Origin of the sequence: Scandinavium sp., from assembly GCF_032012665.1 — a bacterium.
Classification (GTDB): domain Bacteria; phylum Pseudomonadota; class Gammaproteobacteria; order Enterobacterales; family Enterobacteriaceae; genus Scandinavium.
The window spans coordinates 14,111-29,879 of sequence record NZ_DALZVG010000007.1 but is presented as its reverse complement, the minus strand read 5'-3'; the positions used below and the strand labels follow the sequence as shown (position 1 = coordinate 29,879).

The 15,769-nt window shown below is 57.5% G+C and carries 15 protein-coding genes and 1 pseudogene; 12 read left to right on the top strand and 4 right to left on the bottom strand.

What is annotated here, in order from left to right; all coding sequences use genetic code 11:
• Positions 1-388 precede the first annotated feature (388 nt).
• From RTU33_RS08175 to RTU33_RS08140, 8 genes are all read left to right on the top strand, one after another.
• A complete protein-coding gene (locus RTU33_RS08175; RefSeq protein ID WP_312626539.1) occupies positions 389-1,786 on the top strand; it encodes a mercuric reductase in 1,398 nt (465 codons plus the stop codon).
• A gap of 110 nt (positions 1,787-1,896) precedes the next feature.
• Positions 1,897-2,703, top strand: coding sequence for an exodeoxyribonuclease III (gene xthA / locus RTU33_RS08170; protein ID WP_312626538.1), 807 nt, complete (start codon positions 1,897-1,899; stop codon positions 2,701-2,703).
• Between the two features lie 197 nt (positions 2,704-2,900).
• Positions 2,901-3,536 carry a TVP38/TMEM64 family protein gene (locus tag RTU33_RS08165; protein WP_409438241.1) on the top strand — a complete coding sequence of 212 codons (636 nt, stop codon included), beginning with the start codon at positions 2,901-2,903 and terminating at the stop codon, positions 3,534-3,536.
• Entirely contained in the window at positions 3,533-4,219 is a 687-nt protein-coding gene (locus RTU33_RS08160) for a TVP38/TMEM64 family protein (RefSeq protein WP_312626537.1), read from the top strand. Before RTU33_RS08165 ends, RTU33_RS08160 begins: the two co-directional genes overlap by 4 nt.
• Entirely contained in the window at positions 4,219-5,382 is a 1,164-nt protein-coding gene (locus RTU33_RS08155; RefSeq protein ID WP_409438233.1) for an ABC transporter substrate-binding protein, read from the top strand. The genes RTU33_RS08160 and RTU33_RS08155 overlap by 1 nt, the downstream gene beginning before the upstream one ends.
• Positions 5,355-6,890 (top strand): thiamine ABC transporter permease, encoded by a 1,536-nt coding sequence (locus RTU33_RS08150; protein ID WP_312626535.1) that lies wholly within the window; start codon positions 5,355-5,357, stop codon positions 6,888-6,890. The genes RTU33_RS08155 and RTU33_RS08150 overlap by 28 nt, the downstream gene beginning before the upstream one ends.
• A complete protein-coding gene (locus RTU33_RS08145) occupies positions 6,890-7,522 on the top strand; it encodes an ATP-binding cassette domain-containing protein (RefSeq protein WP_312626534.1) in 633 nt (210 codons plus the stop codon). Before RTU33_RS08150 ends, RTU33_RS08145 begins: the two co-directional genes overlap by 1 nt.
• Before the next feature lie 75 nt (positions 7,523-7,597).
• On the top strand, positions 7,598-8,905 hold the full coding sequence (locus RTU33_RS08140) for a rhodanese-like domain-containing protein (RefSeq protein WP_312626533.1): 1,308 nt from the start codon (positions 7,598-7,600) through the stop codon (positions 8,903-8,905).
• Between the two features lie 106 nt (positions 8,906-9,011).
• On the opposite strand, the gene RTU33_RS08135 is transcribed toward RTU33_RS08140, so the two are convergent.
• Positions 9,012-9,623: a CDP-alcohol phosphatidyltransferase family protein gene (locus RTU33_RS08135; RefSeq protein ID WP_312626532.1), complete on the bottom strand. Its 612-nt coding sequence runs from the start codon at positions 9,621-9,623 to the stop codon at positions 9,012-9,014.
• The gene (locus RTU33_RS08130) at positions 9,616-10,182 is read right to left on the bottom strand and encodes a carboxymuconolactone decarboxylase family protein (RefSeq protein WP_312626531.1); all 567 of its coding nucleotides are present in this window, start codon (positions 10,180-10,182) and stop codon (positions 9,616-9,618) included. The genes RTU33_RS08135 and RTU33_RS08130 overlap by 8 nt, the downstream gene beginning before the upstream one ends.
• Positions 10,183-10,260: 78 nt before the next feature.
• Between RTU33_RS08130 and RTU33_RS08125 the strand changes: the two genes are divergently transcribed.
• The 3 genes from RTU33_RS08125 (at position 10,261) to RTU33_RS08115 (ending at position 12,321) form a co-directional block, all read left to right on the top strand.
• Positions 10,261-10,656: a pyrimidine (deoxy)nucleoside triphosphate diphosphatase gene (locus RTU33_RS08125; RefSeq protein WP_312626530.1), complete on the top strand. Its 396-nt coding sequence runs from the start codon at positions 10,261-10,263 to the stop codon at positions 10,654-10,656.
• Positions 10,657-10,684: 28 nt separating this feature from the next.
• A complete protein-coding gene (locus RTU33_RS08120; protein WP_312626529.1) occupies positions 10,685-10,855 on the top strand; it encodes a hypothetical protein in 171 nt (56 codons plus the stop codon).
• A 485-nt stretch (positions 10,856-11,340) separates the two neighbouring features.
• Complete coding sequence (locus tag RTU33_RS08115) at positions 11,341-12,321, top strand: hypothetical protein (RefSeq protein WP_312626528.1); 981 nt, start codon at positions 11,341-11,343, stop codon at positions 12,319-12,321.
• A gap of 223 nt (positions 12,322-12,544) precedes the next feature.
• Here RTU33_RS08115 and RTU33_RS08110 read toward each other — a convergent pair whose 3' ends face one another.
• Positions 12,545-12,805, bottom strand: a complete 261-nt coding sequence (locus RTU33_RS08110; protein WP_409438240.1) for a YnjH family protein — start codon at positions 12,803-12,805, stop codon at positions 12,545-12,547.
• A 249-nt stretch (positions 12,806-13,054) separates the two neighbouring features.
• Here RTU33_RS08110 and RTU33_RS08105 point away from each other — a divergent pair.
• Positions 13,055-13,743 (top strand): annotated as a pseudogene (locus RTU33_RS08105) (hypothetical protein); the annotation flags it as partial.
• A gap of 91 nt (positions 13,744-13,834) precedes the next feature.
• Here the strand turns inward: RTU33_RS08105 and RTU33_RS08100 are convergent.
• Positions 13,835-15,766 (bottom strand): DNA topoisomerase III, encoded by a 1,932-nt coding sequence (locus RTU33_RS08100; protein WP_312626526.1) that lies wholly within the window; start codon positions 15,764-15,766, stop codon positions 13,835-13,837.
• Positions 15,767-15,769 lie beyond the last annotated feature (3 nt).

Genomic DNA, 15,769 nt, shown 5'->3' with positions numbered 1-15,769 from the left:
CTCTTCCGGTAACAATTACGTTATTGTGATGTTAATAAAAATGAGTGTTTGTGCTGTAAATGTATATTGCACGCATCGTGCCAGCCAGCGACAAAAGTGCATAAACGGAAGTGGGCAACTTAATATCAATAAGTTACAGCCAAACGCTATTCACCGAATCTGCATATAAAGTGAATAGAAAGGGATTTCTGTGCCATTAGCAGCGTTAATAATTGCAGCATTATGCATTAGAGGAACTTAATTCACGTTCTGTGAAGGCAGCGACATTTATCGTAAGTCTGCGCCCCAAAATGGAGCGGAATGCCCTGTAAAAGAGCAGGTTTGTCACCCTTACCGCTCTGCACTACGCTGAATCTGATTATTTCGTGAACAGCTGAGTGGGGTATCAATGCGGCACTTTGATGCAATTCTGATTGGTGCAGGCCAGGCAGCGCCCTCGCTTGCCGTTGAGTTAGCAGAGAGAGGCCAGCGGGTCGCGCTGATCGAAGGCAATTTACTGGGCGGAACCTGCGTGAACGTGGGCTGTACGCCGACCAAAACGCTGCGCAAATCCGCCCGCGTGGCGCATATGGTAAGCCGGGCCGCGGAATTTGGCGTGATGACAGGGCCGGTCAGCGTCGATTTTGCAGCAGCGATGCAGCGCATGCGGGCGCGGGTTGAAACTTCGCGGCTTGGCCTGACGGACTGGCTTGACGCGACGGCGAATGTCGAAACTCTCCACGGCTGGGCGAGCTTTCAGGGGCGCGACGGCGACCGATTTCTGATTGAGACCAACGGCGAAACCCTTTCTACGGCGCGCGTCTACCTGAATACCGGCACCCGTGCGGTCATTCCCGATGTGCCTGGAATCGAGAGCGTGCCGTATCTGGATAACGTCAGCATTCTGGCGCTGACCGAATGTCCAGCACATTTAATTATCGTGGGTGCCAGCTACATCGGGCTTGAGCTGGGGCAAATCTTCCGCCGGCTGGGCGCGCAGGTTTCCATCATTCATCGTACCGGGCGGATTGCCGAACGCGAAGATGAGGACATCAGCGAGCACATTGCAGAGTTCCTGCGTGCCGAAGGGATCGCATTTTACCTGAACAGCAGCGTCAATCAGCTAATGCGTAGTGATGAAGGCCTGAGCGCCCGTCTCAGCGATAACCAAGAAATTCACGGCAGCCACATTCTGTTTGCTACCGGGCGGCAGACCAACGTTGAACGCCTGAATCTTAGCGCCGTGGGTGTGGAAACGAATGCGCGTGGCTTTATTCGCACCGATGCACGCTTCAATACCAGCGTGGCCGGTATCAAAGCGCTCGGCGACGTTAACGGACGCGGCGCGTTTACGCACACCAGCTATCACGATCACCAGATTGTGTTGGCGGAATTCGACGGTCAGCATCCCGCAGGGCAATGGCAGGATGCCGACAGGCGCGTGCTGAGCTACGCCATGTTTACCGACCCGCCTTTGGGTCGCGTGGGCATCACACTTTCTCAGGCAAAGGCGCTTGCAAACAAAGGGCAAAAGATTCTGGTAGCGGAAATCGCCATGGCCGACGTCAGCCGCGCGAAAGAGGAAGATGAAACCTGGGGCATGATGCGGTTTATCATCGATGCCGAAAGCGAGCGTTTTCTCGGCGCAGCCATCCTCGGCATTGGCGGGGACGAAATTATCGCGGTCATCACTAACTTTATGGCGACAGGCGCGAGCTACAGGCTGATGCAGCAGGCCCTGCCCATCCATCCGACCGTAGCAGAATTCTTCCCGACGGTGCTGGCAAGGCTGCGGGCATTGAAATGACATGGCCCGGCTATCAGGCCGGGGCCGCAACAGCATAACACTGCAGAAGTCAGGCGCCACAAATTCTGCTAACATCCCTGCATCATTCACCTTACACAGTAACAGCAACTATGAAATTCGTCTCCTTTAATATCAACGGCCTGCGTGCCCGCCCGCATCAGCTGGAAGCCATCGTTGAGAAGCATCAGCCTGATGTGATCGGCCTTCAGGAAACCAAAGTTCACGATGATATGTTCCCGCTCGAAGACGTGGCAAAGCTCGGCTACAACGTGTTTTATCACGGGCAGAAAGGCCACTACGGCGTGGCGCTGCTGACCAAAGAGACCCCGGTTTCCGTTCGCCGTGGCTTTCCAGGCGACGGTGAAGACGCGCAGCGCCGCATCATTATGGCGGAAGTCCCTTCTGCATTCGGCAACGTGACGGTGATTAACGGCTACTTCCCGCAGGGCGAAAGCCGCGACCATCCGCTGAAGTTCCCGGCCAAAGAGCTGTTCTACCAGAACCTGCAGAACTACCTGACGGGCGAGCTGAAAAAGGAGAATCCGGTGCTGATCATGGGCGACATGAACATCAGCCCGACGGATCTCGATATCGGCATTGGCGAAGAGAACCGCAAGCGCTGGCTGCGCACCGGAAAGTGCTCGTTCCTGCCGGAAGAGCGTGAATGGATGGAGCGGCTGATGGGCTGGGGTCTGGTGGATACCTTCCGTCACGCCCACCCGGAAACGCAGGATAAATTCTCGTGGTTTGACTACCGTTCGAAAGGCTTCGACGACAACCGTGGTCTGCGCATCGATCTGCTGCTGGCAAGCCAGGGCCTGGCGCCGCACTGCGTTGAGACCGGTATCGACTATGACATCCGCAGCATGGAAAAACCGTCCGATCACGCGCCGGTCTGGGCGACGTTTAAGGGCTGATTTAGCGCGACCTGACGCCCCCCCGGCGTCAGGTTTTTCGCAGGCAATCGGCTTTATTTGCGCCATATCAAAGACGTGAATCAGGCAAAGCTTGCTAAAATGCCGCCCCTCATTGCCTGAACCACGGAGAAACGGATGCCAAAGAAGTTCTGAAAGGGAAAGTCGTTAAGCTTCTGCTCTTTATTGCCCTTTCCGGCATTCTGATTTTCGCACTTCACCACGGCAGGATGACCGATCCCCTGCTTCATCTGTCACAGCTTCAGACGCTTATTCGCCAGAGCGGCACATTCGGTGCGGCGCTCTACGTTCTGCTGTTTATTCTCGCGGCGGTCTGTTTTATGCCAGGCAGCCTGCTGGTGATTGCCGGAGGCGTTATTTTTGGCCCGCTTTACGGCACGCTGCTTTCCGTGGTGGCATCGACGCTGGCAAGCTCCCTCTGCTTCTTGCTTGCGCGAGCGCTGGGTCGCGATCTGCTGGTACACGCCTTCGGGCAGAGCGCCGTTTTTCAGGCCATAGAAAACGGTATCCACCGACACGGCGTGGACTTTCTGCTGTTTACCCGCCTGATTCCGCTGTTTCCCTGGACGCTGCAGAATTACGCCTACGGCCTCACCGCCATCGCCTTCTGGCCGTTTACCCTGATATCCATCCTGACCACCTTTCCGGGACTGCTGATTTATACGCTGATGGCTGACGATCTCGCCACTCATGGCGTTACACACCTGTTTTTCCTGAAGCTCTGCGTGGCGGGCGCTCTCCTTTTCATGCTCGTCCGGACTGCGAAAGCGTGGGCGCGCCGCAAGGGCGTAAGCGCCACAGGGTTATCGCAATGAACCGGGTTTACCGCATCGCTTTGCTGGTGCTGCTCTGCGCGCTGGTGGCGGCCTGGTGGATTTCCCCGACGGTCAGAACGCTGGTGAACGGCAGCCTCGCCGCCTTCGCCACCCTCGATCAAGCGGCAATCGAGCGCTTTATCCGCGCATGGGGGCCGCAGGCTGCTGCCGTGTCGTTCTTCCTGATGATTTTGCAGGCTATCGTTGCCCCGCTGCCCGCCTTTCTGATTACCTTCGCCAACGCCTCGCTATTTGGTGCCTTCTCGGGCGGTATATTGTCCTGGACCAGCTCCATGGCGGGTGCCGCATTCTGCTTTTATCTTGCCCGTATTCTCGGACGCGATGCGGTGGAAAAACTCACCGGCAAAACCGTACTGGAAAGCGTGGACAGCTTTTTTACCCGCTATGGCAAACACACTATTCTGATTTGCCGCCTGCTGCCCTTCGTGCCGTTCGACCCGGTGAGCTACGCCGCCGGGCTGACGTCCCTGCGCTTTCGCGCCTTTTTTGTCGCGACCGGAATCGGCCAGTTGCCCGCCACCATCGTCTATTCCTGCGTCGGCAGCATGCTGACCGGCGGCACTTACTGGCTGGTTACCGGCCTGCTGATCGCTTTTGCCCTGGCTATCCTCATTGTGATGGTCAAAAAAATTACCCAACAACGCCAGAAGAGACGCCACTGATGCCAACATTTTCCCGGAGTATGTTATGGATGACGCTGCTGGCGGTTACGCCGTGTGCATTCGCATCCACGCAGTGGCAGCAAACTGAACAGGAGGCGCGCGGGCAGACCGTGTGGTTCAACGCCTGGGGTGGCGACCCGGCGGTTAACCGCTATCTCGACTGGGCCAGTAGCGAGGTCAAACGCGACTATGGCGTTACCCTGAAAATCGTGCGCCTTGCCGACGCCGCAGACGCAGTAAAGCGCATTCAGACGGAAGCGAAGGCCGGGCGGACCAAAGGGGGCTCGGTGGATTTGCTGTGGGTCAACGGCGAAAACTTCCGTACCCTGAAAGAGGCAAATTTACTGCAAACGGGCTGGGCGCAGCAGCTGCCAAACTGGCGCTATGTCGATCTGCAAAAGCCGGTGCGGGAAGATTTTTCCATACCGACCGACGGGGCGGAATCCCCCTGGGGCAGTGCACAGCTGACGTTCATTGCCCGCCGGGAACAAACCCCGCAGCCGCCGCAAACGCCTCAGGAGTTACTCACTTTTGCCACGGCGCATCCGGGCACGGTAACCTATCCTCGCCCGCCGGACTTCACCGCCACGGCTTTTCTGGAGCAGCTCTTGCTGACTCTGACGCAGCAGCCTGATGCGCTGAAACAACCTCCTGACCAGGCGACATTTGCTAACGTCACTGCGCCGCTGTGGTCGTATTTAGACAAGCTCCACCCGCAGCTATGGCGTAAAGGCAGCGACTTCCCAGCATCGCCCGCCCGCATGGATGACATGCTTGCCAACGGCACGCTGCACCTGTCGCTGACCTTTAATCCTGCACACGCCAGCCAGAAAGTCGCTCGCGGCGAACTGCCAAAGGACAGCTACAGCTTCGGTTTTGCCCAGGGCATGATTGGCAACGTGCATTTTGTCGCCATTCCGGCCAACGCCCGTTCTGCGGCAGGGGCAAAAGTGGTGGCGAATTTCCTGCTTTCACCGCAGGCTCAGCAGCATAAAGCCGATCCTGCCGTCTGGGGCGATCCGACCGTCCTTGATATCCAAAAACTCCCCCACCCCTGGCCTGCCGCACAGGCAGAAACTGCTCCGCCGGTACTGGCTGAACCGCACGCCGCCTGGGTTAACGCGCTGGAGCAGGAATGGCTGCGCCGCTACGGTACGCACTGACTGGCCTGCTGTGGGCCGCGATGGGGCTGATTTATCTGCCGCTGCTGCCCGCCGCCGTTCAGCTTCTCACGCCCGCGTTTTCGCCTGGTAACTGGCAATCGCTGTTCAGCGATCCGCAGCTTTGGCAGGCAACGCTTGCAACGCTGATATCCACGCTGACGGCCGTTTTCGGCGCGTTGATTATCGCGTTCTGCGTAGTGGCGGCCCTGTGGCCTTCCCGTGGCTGGCAGCGGCTGGCGGTGCGCCTTCCGCTCATGCTGGCGGTGCCTCACGTGGCCTTCGCCAGCGCAGCCCTTCTGCTGTTCGCTGAAGGCGGCTGGCTGTTTCGCCAGTTTCCCCAGCTCACGCCGCCGATTGACCGCTACGGCATTGGACTCGGCCTGACGCTGGCGGTGAAGGAGAGTGTCTTTTTGCTGTGGGCGATGTACGCCCTGCTCGGGGAGAAACGGCTGGCGGAGCAAAGCCTGACGCTGCGCAGCCAGGGCTATGGCCGCTGGCAGTGCCTGGCCTGGATTATCCTGCCGCAGCTTTTGCCACAGCTACGCGTCGTGCTACTGGCGACTACCGCCTGGACGTTGTCGGCGGTGGATGTCGCGTTAATTCTCGGGCCTGGCAATCCGCCGACGCTTGCGGTGCTGGCGTGGCAGTGGCTTTCGCAGGGGAACGAGCAGCAGCAGGCCCTGGGCGCTCTGGTCTGCCTGCTTTTGTTATTTCTGCTGGCAACGCTGATGCTGCTGGCTCATCTACTGTGGCGTCTGTTTCGTACCCAAATCCCTGACTTTGGCGGCGTTCGCCATTCCCGGGCGTTTGCCCTGCCGGGGATAGCCCTGAGCGGTCTGCTGTCTCTGAGCGGCCTGCTTTGTGTGGTGACCCTGGCGTTACTGGCCGATGGTGAAATGGCAACCACCGACAATATCGCTGCCAGCTTATGGCTGGGGCTGGCGTCCGCTTCGATCGGCGTAGTGCTTTGCTTACTCTGGCTGGAGTTCGGGGCAAAGCGCTTCACCGCCTGGGTGTGGCTGCCGCTGGTGCTGCCTGCCCTCCCGCTCGCCGCCGGGCAGTATCAGCTGGCGCTGCTAAGCTTTCAGGACGGTGAGTGGCTGACGGTGCTGTGGGGGCACCTTCTGTGGGTCGTGCCCTGGATGCTGTTTATCCTGCAACCGGCCTGGCAGCGCCTTGACCCCAGGCTCACGACCATTGCCCGGACATTAGGCTGGAGCCGCTGGCGCGGCTTCTGGCTGATGAAATGCCCACTGCTACTGCGCCCGCTGCTGGCGGCGCTGGCGGTCGGTTTTTCGGTCAGCATCGCGCAATATTTACCAACGGTCTGGCTCAGCGCCGGACGTATCGCCACGCTGACTACCGAGGCGGTGGCACTCAGCAGCGGCGGCAGCACGCCGATGCTTGCCGCTGAGGCCCTGTGGCAGCTTTTGCTTCCCGGCATGATCTTCCTGGCTGTCGCGCTGATGCTGCGCATAGTGGGACATTATCGACAAGGACTTCGCTGATGCTAAAAGTAGACAACCTCTCTCTGAGATATGCGCACGAGACGCTGCTCAACAACGTCAGTTTTCACGCCAACAACGGCGAGATTCTGACCCTGATGGGCGTTTCCGGTAGCGGTAAATCTACGCTGCTTAACTGGATAGTGGGAGCGTCGGAGAACAACCTGCATGCCAGCGGAGCGCTGTGGCTCAACGACAGGCGCTGCGACATCCTGCCAACGGAAGCGCGGCGGATCGGCATTCTGTTTCAGGATGCGCTGCTGTTTGACCACTTCAGCGTTGGGCAAAATTTGCTGCTCGCCCTGCCCGGTTCCGTGCCCCGTAGCCTTCGTCGGCAAAAGGCGGAGGCCGCACTTGAGTACGCCGGGCTGAGCGGCTTTTATTCCCGCGATCCGGCCACGCTTTCCGGCGGCCAACGGGCGCGCGTCGCGCTGCTGCGTTCGCTGCTAGCTGAGCCCGAAGCGCTGCTGCTTGATGAACCCTTCAGCGGGCTGGATGCCGTCCTGCGCGACAGCTTCCGCCAGTGGGTTTTCGCTGAAATTAAGCAGCGGCAGATCCCGGTCATTCTGGTGACCCACGACGTCGCCGACATCCCGCCGGGAGGACGCTGTATGCGCCTTGAAAGCTGGCGCTAAACTGCGCTAACGCAAGGATTTTCTGCATCCGGAGGTTCAGAATGTCGCTTCAATTTTCTTCTGACGGGCAATTCGATGAAACGTGTTTCTCAACTGACCGCGCTGGCCCTGCTGATCGGGCTTTCCTCTTCGGTTTCTTTCGCGGCTGATATGGCCTCTTCCCTCACGCTCAGCGAGCTGCAGCAGCAAAAAGGTGTCGCTATTGATACGCGCCTCAGCGCTTTTTACAACGGCTGGCCGCACACGCTGAACGGGCCGGAAGGCCATGAACCGGCGGCGCTGAACCTCTCGGCAACCTGGCTTTCTGCAATGAACGACGCGCAGCTGACCGACTGGATTAAACAACACAAGCTTCAGCCGTCCACGCCTGTCGCTTTGTACGGCGCGGAAAACGATAACGCCGCCGTAGCTGAACGTCTGAAAAAAGCCGGTATCGCGCACGTTAGCCTGCTCGGCGATGCGCTGACTCAGCCCGATCGTCTGCAAAAGCTGCCGCACTTCGAACAGCTGGTGTACCCGCAGTGGCTGCATGATTTGCAGCAAGGAAAAGCCGTAACCGCGGCACCGAAAGGTGACTGGAAGGTTATTGAAGCCGCCTGGGGCGCGCCGAAATTTTATCTGCTGAACCACATCCCGGGCGCGGGCTACATCAATACCAACGACGTCGAAAGCGAGCCGCTGTGGAACAAAGTGTCTGACGACAAGCTGAAGGCGCTGATGGCGAAGCAAGGCATTCGCCACGACACCACGGTAATTCTCTATGGCCGTGACGTCTACGCCGCCGCGCGCGTGGCGCAGATTCTGCTGTATGCCGGGGTGAAGGACGTTCGCCTGCTGGACGGCGGCTGGAAAACCTGGTCCGACGCGGATCTCCCCATCGAACGCGGTACGCCGGGTAAAGTGAAAGCGGAACCGGATTTCGGTGCCACCATTCCGGGTCAGCCACAGCTGATGCTGAATGAAGAACAGGCGCGCAGCCTGCTGCATCGCAAGGACGCCTCCCTGGTGAGCATTCGTTCCTGGCCTGAGTTTATCGGCACCACCAGCGGCTACAGCTACATCAAGCCAAAAGGTGAGATTGCCGGGGCTCGCTGGGGCCATGCAGGCAGTGACTCCACCCATATGGAAGATTTTCATAACCCGGACGGCACCATGCGCAGCGCCGACGACATCGCTGCAATGTGGGCCGAATGGCACATTCTGCCGTCGCAGCAGGTCTCGTTCTACTGCGGCACCGGCTGGCGTGCGTCAGAAACCTTTATGTATGCCCGCGCCATGGGCTGGCAGAACGTTTCGGTGTACGACGGCGGCTGGTACGAATGGAGCCAGAACGCGAAAAACCCGGTCAGCAGCGGCGAACGCGGACCGGATTCAACGCTTTAATGTTTTTTGCGCGGTGATGAGATAAAGCAAAGCGGCAACTCAGGTTGCCGCTTTGCTTCCTCTCCAATAGAGAGAGCGTCGAGTATGAGCATCAGGCCGCCAGGCATTACAAACGTGACAACGTTAAATACCCACTCCACACCCGCGTCAGCGTCGTCAGCCAACACAGCGCGCCAAACACCCACGCCAGCCAGGCAAACGCCTGTGGGAAAAGACAGCCCAGCACAAACAGCGCGATAGTTTCCGTGCCTTCCGTTAAGCCGCCAAGATAATAAAACGACTTATGTGCATAGCCAGGGTTGTCGATATTGTGCTTAGCCGCCAGCGCCGCAAAAGCTAAAAAGCTGCTGCCGGTCCCGATAAAGGCAAACAGCAGCCAGCCGCCTGCCAGCGCATTGGCCTGCGGATCGGCCAGAATAAACCCGAACGGCACCAGCGCATAAAACAGAAAATCCAGCGCGATATCGAGGAAGCCTCCGGCATCGGTCAGCCCTCGCCGTCGCGCCAGCGCGCCGTCCAGCCCGTCGAGCACGCGGTTAAGCGCAATCGCGACCAGAGCGGGAAGATACCAGCCAAGCGCCAGCAGCGGCAGCGCCAGCACGCCAATAGCGAACCCAACCAGCGTAATGCCGTCTGGCGTGATGCCCGGCCTGTCGAGCTTTTCCGCCAGCTGATTGAGCCGCGGCTTGATGCGGGGATGAAGATGATGGTCAAGCATGCGGTTTCCCCTGCGCGTCGCATAATCCCTGCGAAGGGATCTCCAGCGCAGCGTTAAAGCGCGCGGAAAGGTTCTGGAACGCCACCAGCGCGGTCATCTCGCAGATAGCCTCATCATCGTAATACTGTTTCAACGCCGCCTTTTGCTCATCGCTAATCCGCGGCGGCGTGGCGGTCATCGCTTCGGCATAGTCCAGCGCCGCACGCTCCCCACCCGTGAACAGTGCTGAGCTACGCCACTCTGCAACCGCCTGCACTTTTTCCAGCGCATTGCAGCGCTGTGCCAGCCGGAGGCTGTTAGCATCAATGCAAAATGCGCAGTCGCACTGCTGAGAAACCCGGGTCATCAGCAGCGCGCGCAGTTCGGGGGAAAGGCGCGCTTGCTTTCGTTCCAGCCAGCCGACAAACAGCGCCACCAGCCAGAACAGGCGCGGCATCCTTCCCCACAAGCGTGTGGGATTCAGTACGTCACCATAATGTTTCTTCTGCATTTTCACGACAGGCGCAAGCGAGGCAGGAATTTTGCTCAGCGGCGGCACCCACGGTTGACGGTTTTTCACCCGAACACTCCAGTCGATCTTCTGATTTTTCAACGGCAGAGATAGTATGACACGCTCATTAAAGGAACCTTGACCTCAATGCTGAAAACAATTGATGTGGTAGCGGCAATTATCGAACGCGACGGGCTGATTTTACTGGCTCAGCGCCCGGCTCATGCCGACCAGCCGGGAATGTGGGAATTTCCGGGTGGAAAAGTCGAACCCGGGGAAACGCAGCCCGAAGCCCTGATACGTGAGCTGAAGGAAGAACTGGGGATTGAGGCTTGCCCTGCTGCCTATGTGGCGAGCCATCAGCGGGAAGTTTCCGGACGTATGATTAATTTGCACGCATGGCACGTGCCTGACTTCAGCGGTGAACCGATCGCCTTTGAGCACAGCGAACTGGTCTGGGTGAGGCCCGAAGCGGCGTATCAGCGGGATCTGGCTCCCGCCGACGTTCCGCTGCTGGATGCGTTCATTACAGCGAAGCGGTAAAGCATCATGAGTAACAGGTGAATCAGCTATGAAGATAAAACTGCCGCCAGGCGGTTTAACTGTTTCACTTCAAATCAATAAAATGCTGAAGCTGATGATGCCATTATTTTTACCAGTTCAGAAATACATTATTGCTTTACCATCGGGAAAATCAGGGTCTTTCCCATCAATGCTCTATATCCTGCATCACCATGAATAATCATCTGTAACGTCCCTGTTGATTGCATGAAAATATTCTACAGTGCCTGATGAGGTTCATTTAAGGATATATCTTCTGAATAAACAGGTCTTAATCTACCCCACAATCCTGAAGCAGTATTCACTAAACCGACATCACATGACAGATTGAAAATGTTAAATATCCAGTAAAAGCATCCTTTTACTGCCTGACAGGTCACCTGGTGATTACAATTTTTTACATTTATAAAAAATGGATTGAATGCATTCTCATTGTTAACCACCCGATCTCGACTAACATTAAATTATTCACTCGAGCGTTTAAACATGCCGTTAATTTTAATAGGGAATGTTACAATAGAAGCGGTGGCGCAATCATATTGTGGAGTATATTCTGCACGTATTTTTAGTCCCAACGTTCGTTTCTGTTTTTCTTTTTGTTAACCCTCACAACGCAGAATTTATTTCTGTGTCAGGATTTCATAACTATTTATCAGGACATTCGACATGACCAACAGTTACGATGCATCAAATCAAGTCCCTGTCCAACCCGAGTACGGCGACAGACGCTTTGCGGGCCCGCTCGAAAACAGCGCCAGCGCCGTGTCGTGGGGAGCTATCTTTGCCGGTGCGGTAGGGGCTGCGGCTTTAGCGATGATACTCCTCATGCTGGGAACCGGACTGGGATTATCATCCGTTTCCCCCTGGGAGGATCACGGTCTCCAGGCCAGCACGGTCGGTAAAGCAACCATTGGCTGGCTGATATTTACCCAAATCGCCGCCTCAGGCATGGGGGGATATCTGGCCGGACGACTTCGTACGCGTTGGGCAGCAACCCATGTGGATGAAATCTATTTCCGCGACACCGCGCATGGTTTCCTGGCATGGGCGGTCGCCTCCCTGATTTCTGCCGTCCTGTTGACCAGCACGCTCGGCGCCATTGTCGGAGGCGGTGCAAAAGCGGTCGGCTCTGTGGCAGGGGGGGCAGCCAGCACATCTGCGAATGCCGTATCAACGGGCGCGTCAGGCATGTCAGGCTCCTCAATGGGCTATTTTGTACATTCTCTCTTCCGCACGACCGCTAATCCCTCTGTAACGGATAACGCACCAGCTGCTGAGCCTGCAGGCATGCCTGGCGCGCAGCCACAAACCCCGGCAGTGACCCCTTCTCAGCTTGGTGAAGTCACGGGGATTTTTGCCAACAGTCTGCGTACTGGCGCTTTATCTCCTGAAGATCAGCAGTATGTTGCGCAGCTCGTTGCTCAACATACGGGAATGAGCCAGAAAGATGCAGAGGCTCGTGTGCAGGCCGTATATGGAAAAGTCCAGACTACGTGGCAGGATGCGAAAACTGAGGCGAAGAAAGCTGCTGATGCTGCCCGTAAAACAGCCATTCATCTTACGCTCTGGACCTTTATTTCACTGCTGATTGGGGCTTTTGTTGCCAGCCTGTGCGCGACCTATGGTGGCCGCCAGCGCGATTTATAATCACTTATTCAACTGCACCGGAGGATCCTGATGCGCTCATTACTGCTGTTTTTTCTTGGGGTACCGATCCCGATTATTATTCTGATTGCCCTGTTTGTTCATTAAACGGCAATTCATTAAGTTGTCCGTTCTACTGAGTCTGCGTAAGCGACGATGCATAAGAAAGCAGAAATGCCCTCCAGGGGCATTTCTGCTTCTTTTCAGTTCCCGACAAAAACCTGCCTTACTGCCTTACGCGCCGCCAGACCAGCGGATTCGTGCTGATGGTTTTCTCATCGCGCTGGCACTGCAACAAAATACCTTCAGCCTTCACCACGGCCCCTTCGCTGTAGTTCTGATCCTGATAAATGCAGCACCGGGAGCACGGCTGGCTGCGCTGGCCGCCGCTGCTGAAGACTTCTGGCGGCACATTGACCTCTACGCCGGAGCCATAGCGTTCTGCCGCCTGCGCGCTGAAGCCCGCCAGCAGTAACAACCCCACCATCAGATATTGTTTCATTGTCGTTCCTTATTGAGCATCCTCTGTTAACTATATCGACCCTGGCGACGTTTTCTTAAATTTTCGTCTTCATCGCTTTTGGTTATGACAGCCCGGCCGTTATAAGTTTTCCCCCACCGGCTTGATTTTTCCTTGCCTGCCGCCGCGTCAGCGGAGATAGTCGAAAGAAAGCGAATCGCAAAGAATAAACACACAAACATCATACCGTTAATGCCATAAGAGGAACTTATCGTAATGGAATCGACTCTCTCTCTGGAATCTTTCCTGTCCCGCGTTCAGCAACGCGACCCGCACCAGGGCGAGTTCGCCCAGGCCGTGCGCGAGGTAATGACCACGCTGTGGCCGTTCCTTGACGCCAACCCGCGCTATCGTCAAATGGCATTACTGGAACGTCTGGTTGAACCCGAACGCGTGATCCAGTTTGGCGGCAGCCTGATTCGCCCGGAAGCAACGGGCTACGGCCTGATTTACTTCACCGATGCAATGCTCAAGCGTCACGGCCTCGGCTTTGAAGGGATGCGCGTAGCGGTGTCCGGTTCCGGCAACGTCGCGCAGTATGCCATTGAAAAAGCGATGGCGCTTGGCGCGCGCCTGCTAATTGCTAACGGCGTAAAAGCCGTCGCCGAAGGAGCAAACATGCCGACCACCATTACGGCTACGGATCTGTTTCTCGAGGCTGGCGTACTGTTTGCGCCGGGCAAAGCAGCAAACGCAGGTGGCGTGGCAACTTCAGGGCTTGAGATGGCGCAGAACGCCGCGCGTATGGGCTGGAAGTAGACGCTCGTCTGCATCACATCATGCTGGATATTCACGAGGCGTGCGTCGAGTTTGGCGGGGAAGCGAAGCAAACCCATTACGTGCGCGGAGCGAACATCGCCGGGTTTGTGAAAGTAGCCGATGCGATGCTGGCTCAGGGCGTTATCCAGGAAAGAATCGCCCGGCGGCAAGCTTGCCGGGCCTACAGAACCGCTCGATCCCGTAGGTCGGGTAAGGCAAAGCCGCCACCCGACACTCCTACGACTCGGCTGGCGTCTCCGGTTTTTTCTTTCTCGCCTTGCTGAACGTTTTCTTCTTCGTTTCGCTGCCCGGCGCCACCAGCCCACGGAACTGCTTCACCGGCGTACTGCGCGCCTGCTGAATCAAATCAAACAGCGTGCCCACCAGCGGCTGCATGAAATCCTGGTACCGGCACTGCTTTTCGCTGATTTGCGTCAGCACTGATTCCCAGTGCGCGGTCATGTCCGGGCGTCCTGCCATTTCCGGCAGCGAATGGATAAGCGCCCTTCCGGCTTCAGCGGAATGAATATAGCGTCCTTTTTTGACGAGGAATCCGCGCTTAAACAGCAGTTCAATGATGCCTGCACGTGTAGCTTCAGTGCCTAAACCGTCCGTTGCACGCAGGATCTTCTTCAGATCTTTATCCTGCACGAAACGCGCGATCCCGGTCATCGCCGAAAGCAGCGTGGCGTCGGTGAAATGGCGCGGCGGCTGCGTTTGCCGCTCCACCACTTCGCCTTTCTCGCACAGCAGTTCATCACCCTTCGCAACGACGGGCAGCGGCGTGCCGTCATTCTCTTCGTCGCGCTCTTTATTGCCAAGCAGCGTGCGCCAGCCCGCTTCCGCCAGGAAGCGCGCTTTCGCCACGAATTTACCGTTGGCAATGTCCAGATCTATCTGGCATTTGCGGAACACCGCGTCCGGACAGAACTGCATCAGATACTGGCGCGCCACCAGCTCATACACCTTCGCTTCGTTGTCGGTCAGATGTACCGAAGAACTGCGCGCCGTCGGAATGATGGCGTGGTGCGCATCAACCTTTTTGTCATCCCAGCAGCGGTTGCGAATTTCAGGGTCGACGACGGGCTGCGGCAGCAAACCGGTCGCGTGCACGCTGATGGCGTTCATTACCGCCTGGCGCCCGGCAAAATGCTCTTCCGGCAGGTAGCGGCTGTCGGAACGCGGGTAGGTAATCAGCTTGTGGGTTTCGTACAGCTTCTGGCAGATATCCAGCACGTTCTGAGCGCTGAAGCCAAATTTTTTCGCCGCCTCAATCTGCAAAGCGGAAAGAGAGAACGGCAGCGGCGCGGGTTCGGAATCCCGCTTATCGTTGTACGCGGTGACAATTGCCGGCTGACCGGCAATGCGCGCCACCACGTGATCCGCCAGCGGGCGATGCAATAAGCGCCCTTCTTCATCCTGATACGGCTCGCAGGCTTCGCTGGGCTGCCAGGTTGCCGTGAAGCGCTCATCGGCAGGCGTAACGATGTGCGCCTTCACGTCGAAAAAATCTTTGGCAACGAAGTTTTCAATCTCTTCATCGCGCCGCACAACCAGCCCCAGCACCGGCGTCTGCACGCGGCCAACGGAGAGCACGCCCTGATAGCCTGCATTGCGGCCCAACAGCGTGTAGGCGCGGGTCATGTTAATGCCGTAGAGCCAGTCGGCGCGAGCGCGAGCCAGCGCCGAGACGCACAGCGGAATAAAGTCGTTATTGGGACGCAGGCGGGAAATGGCTCGTTCCACCGCCTGTGGGTTGAGATCGTTGATCAGACAGCGCTGAACCTGACGGCGCTTTTCCGCCGGCATGTCGAGATAGTCCAGCACTTCATCCACTAACAGCTGCCCTTCACGATCCGGGTCACCGGCGTGGATCACTTCGCTGGCTTCCCCCAGCAGGCGTTTGATCGCGTTCAGCTGTTTAGTCACCGACGGCCTCGGCTGAAGCCGCCACTTTTCCGGCACGATCGGCAAATCCATCAGGTTCCAGCGCGCGTAGCGGCTGTCGTAAACATCCGGCTGCGCCTGTTCGAGCAGATGGCCGATACACCAGGTCACCACCTGGCCGTTGCCGCATTCGATATAGCCGTCGCCGCGACGATGCGGTTTGGGCAGCACATCAGCAATGGCGCGAGCCAGGCTCGGCTTTTCCGCAATAAACAAACGCATGCG

Coding starts and splice junctions, on each gene's coding strand:
- RTU33_RS08145 (WP_312626534.1), top strand. CDS start 6,890: ATGCTAAAAGTAGACAACCTCTCTCTGAGATATGCGCACGAGACGCTG.
- RTU33_RS08100 (WP_312626526.1), bottom strand. CDS start 15,766: ATGCGTTTGTTTATTGCGGAAAAGCCGAGCCTGGCTCGCGCCATTGCT.
- RTU33_RS08175 (WP_312626539.1), top strand. CDS start 389: ATGCGGCACTTTGATGCAATTCTGATTGGTGCAGGCCAGGCAGCGCCC.
- RTU33_RS08150 (WP_312626535.1), top strand. CDS start 5,355: ATGGCTGCGCCGCTACGGTACGCACTGACTGGCCTGCTGTGGGCCGCG.
- xthA (WP_312626538.1), top strand. CDS start 1,897: ATGAAATTCGTCTCCTTTAATATCAACGGCCTGCGTGCCCGCCCGCAT.
- RTU33_RS08115 (WP_312626528.1), top strand. CDS start 11,341: ATGACCAACAGTTACGATGCATCAAATCAAGTCCCTGTCCAACCCGAG.
- RTU33_RS08140 (WP_312626533.1), top strand. CDS start 7,598: ATGAAACGTGTTTCTCAACTGACCGCGCTGGCCCTGCTGATCGGGCTT.
- RTU33_RS08155 (WP_409438233.1), top strand. CDS start 4,219: ATGCCAACATTTTCCCGGAGTATGTTATGGATGACGCTGCTGGCGGTT.
- RTU33_RS08135 (WP_312626532.1), bottom strand. CDS start 9,623: ATGCTTGACCATCATCTTCATCCCCGCATCAAGCCGCGGCTCAATCAG.
- RTU33_RS08125 (WP_312626530.1), top strand. CDS start 10,261: ATGCTGAAAACAATTGATGTGGTAGCGGCAATTATCGAACGCGACGGG.
- RTU33_RS08160 (WP_312626537.1), top strand. CDS start 3,533: ATGAACCGGGTTTACCGCATCGCTTTGCTGGTGCTGCTCTGCGCGCTG.
- RTU33_RS08120 (WP_312626529.1), top strand. CDS start 10,685: ATGAAGATAAAACTGCCGCCAGGCGGTTTAACTGTTTCACTTCAAATC.
- RTU33_RS08110 (WP_409438240.1), bottom strand. CDS start 12,805: ATGGTGGGGTTGTTACTGCTGGCGGGCTTCAGCGCGCAGGCGGCAGAA.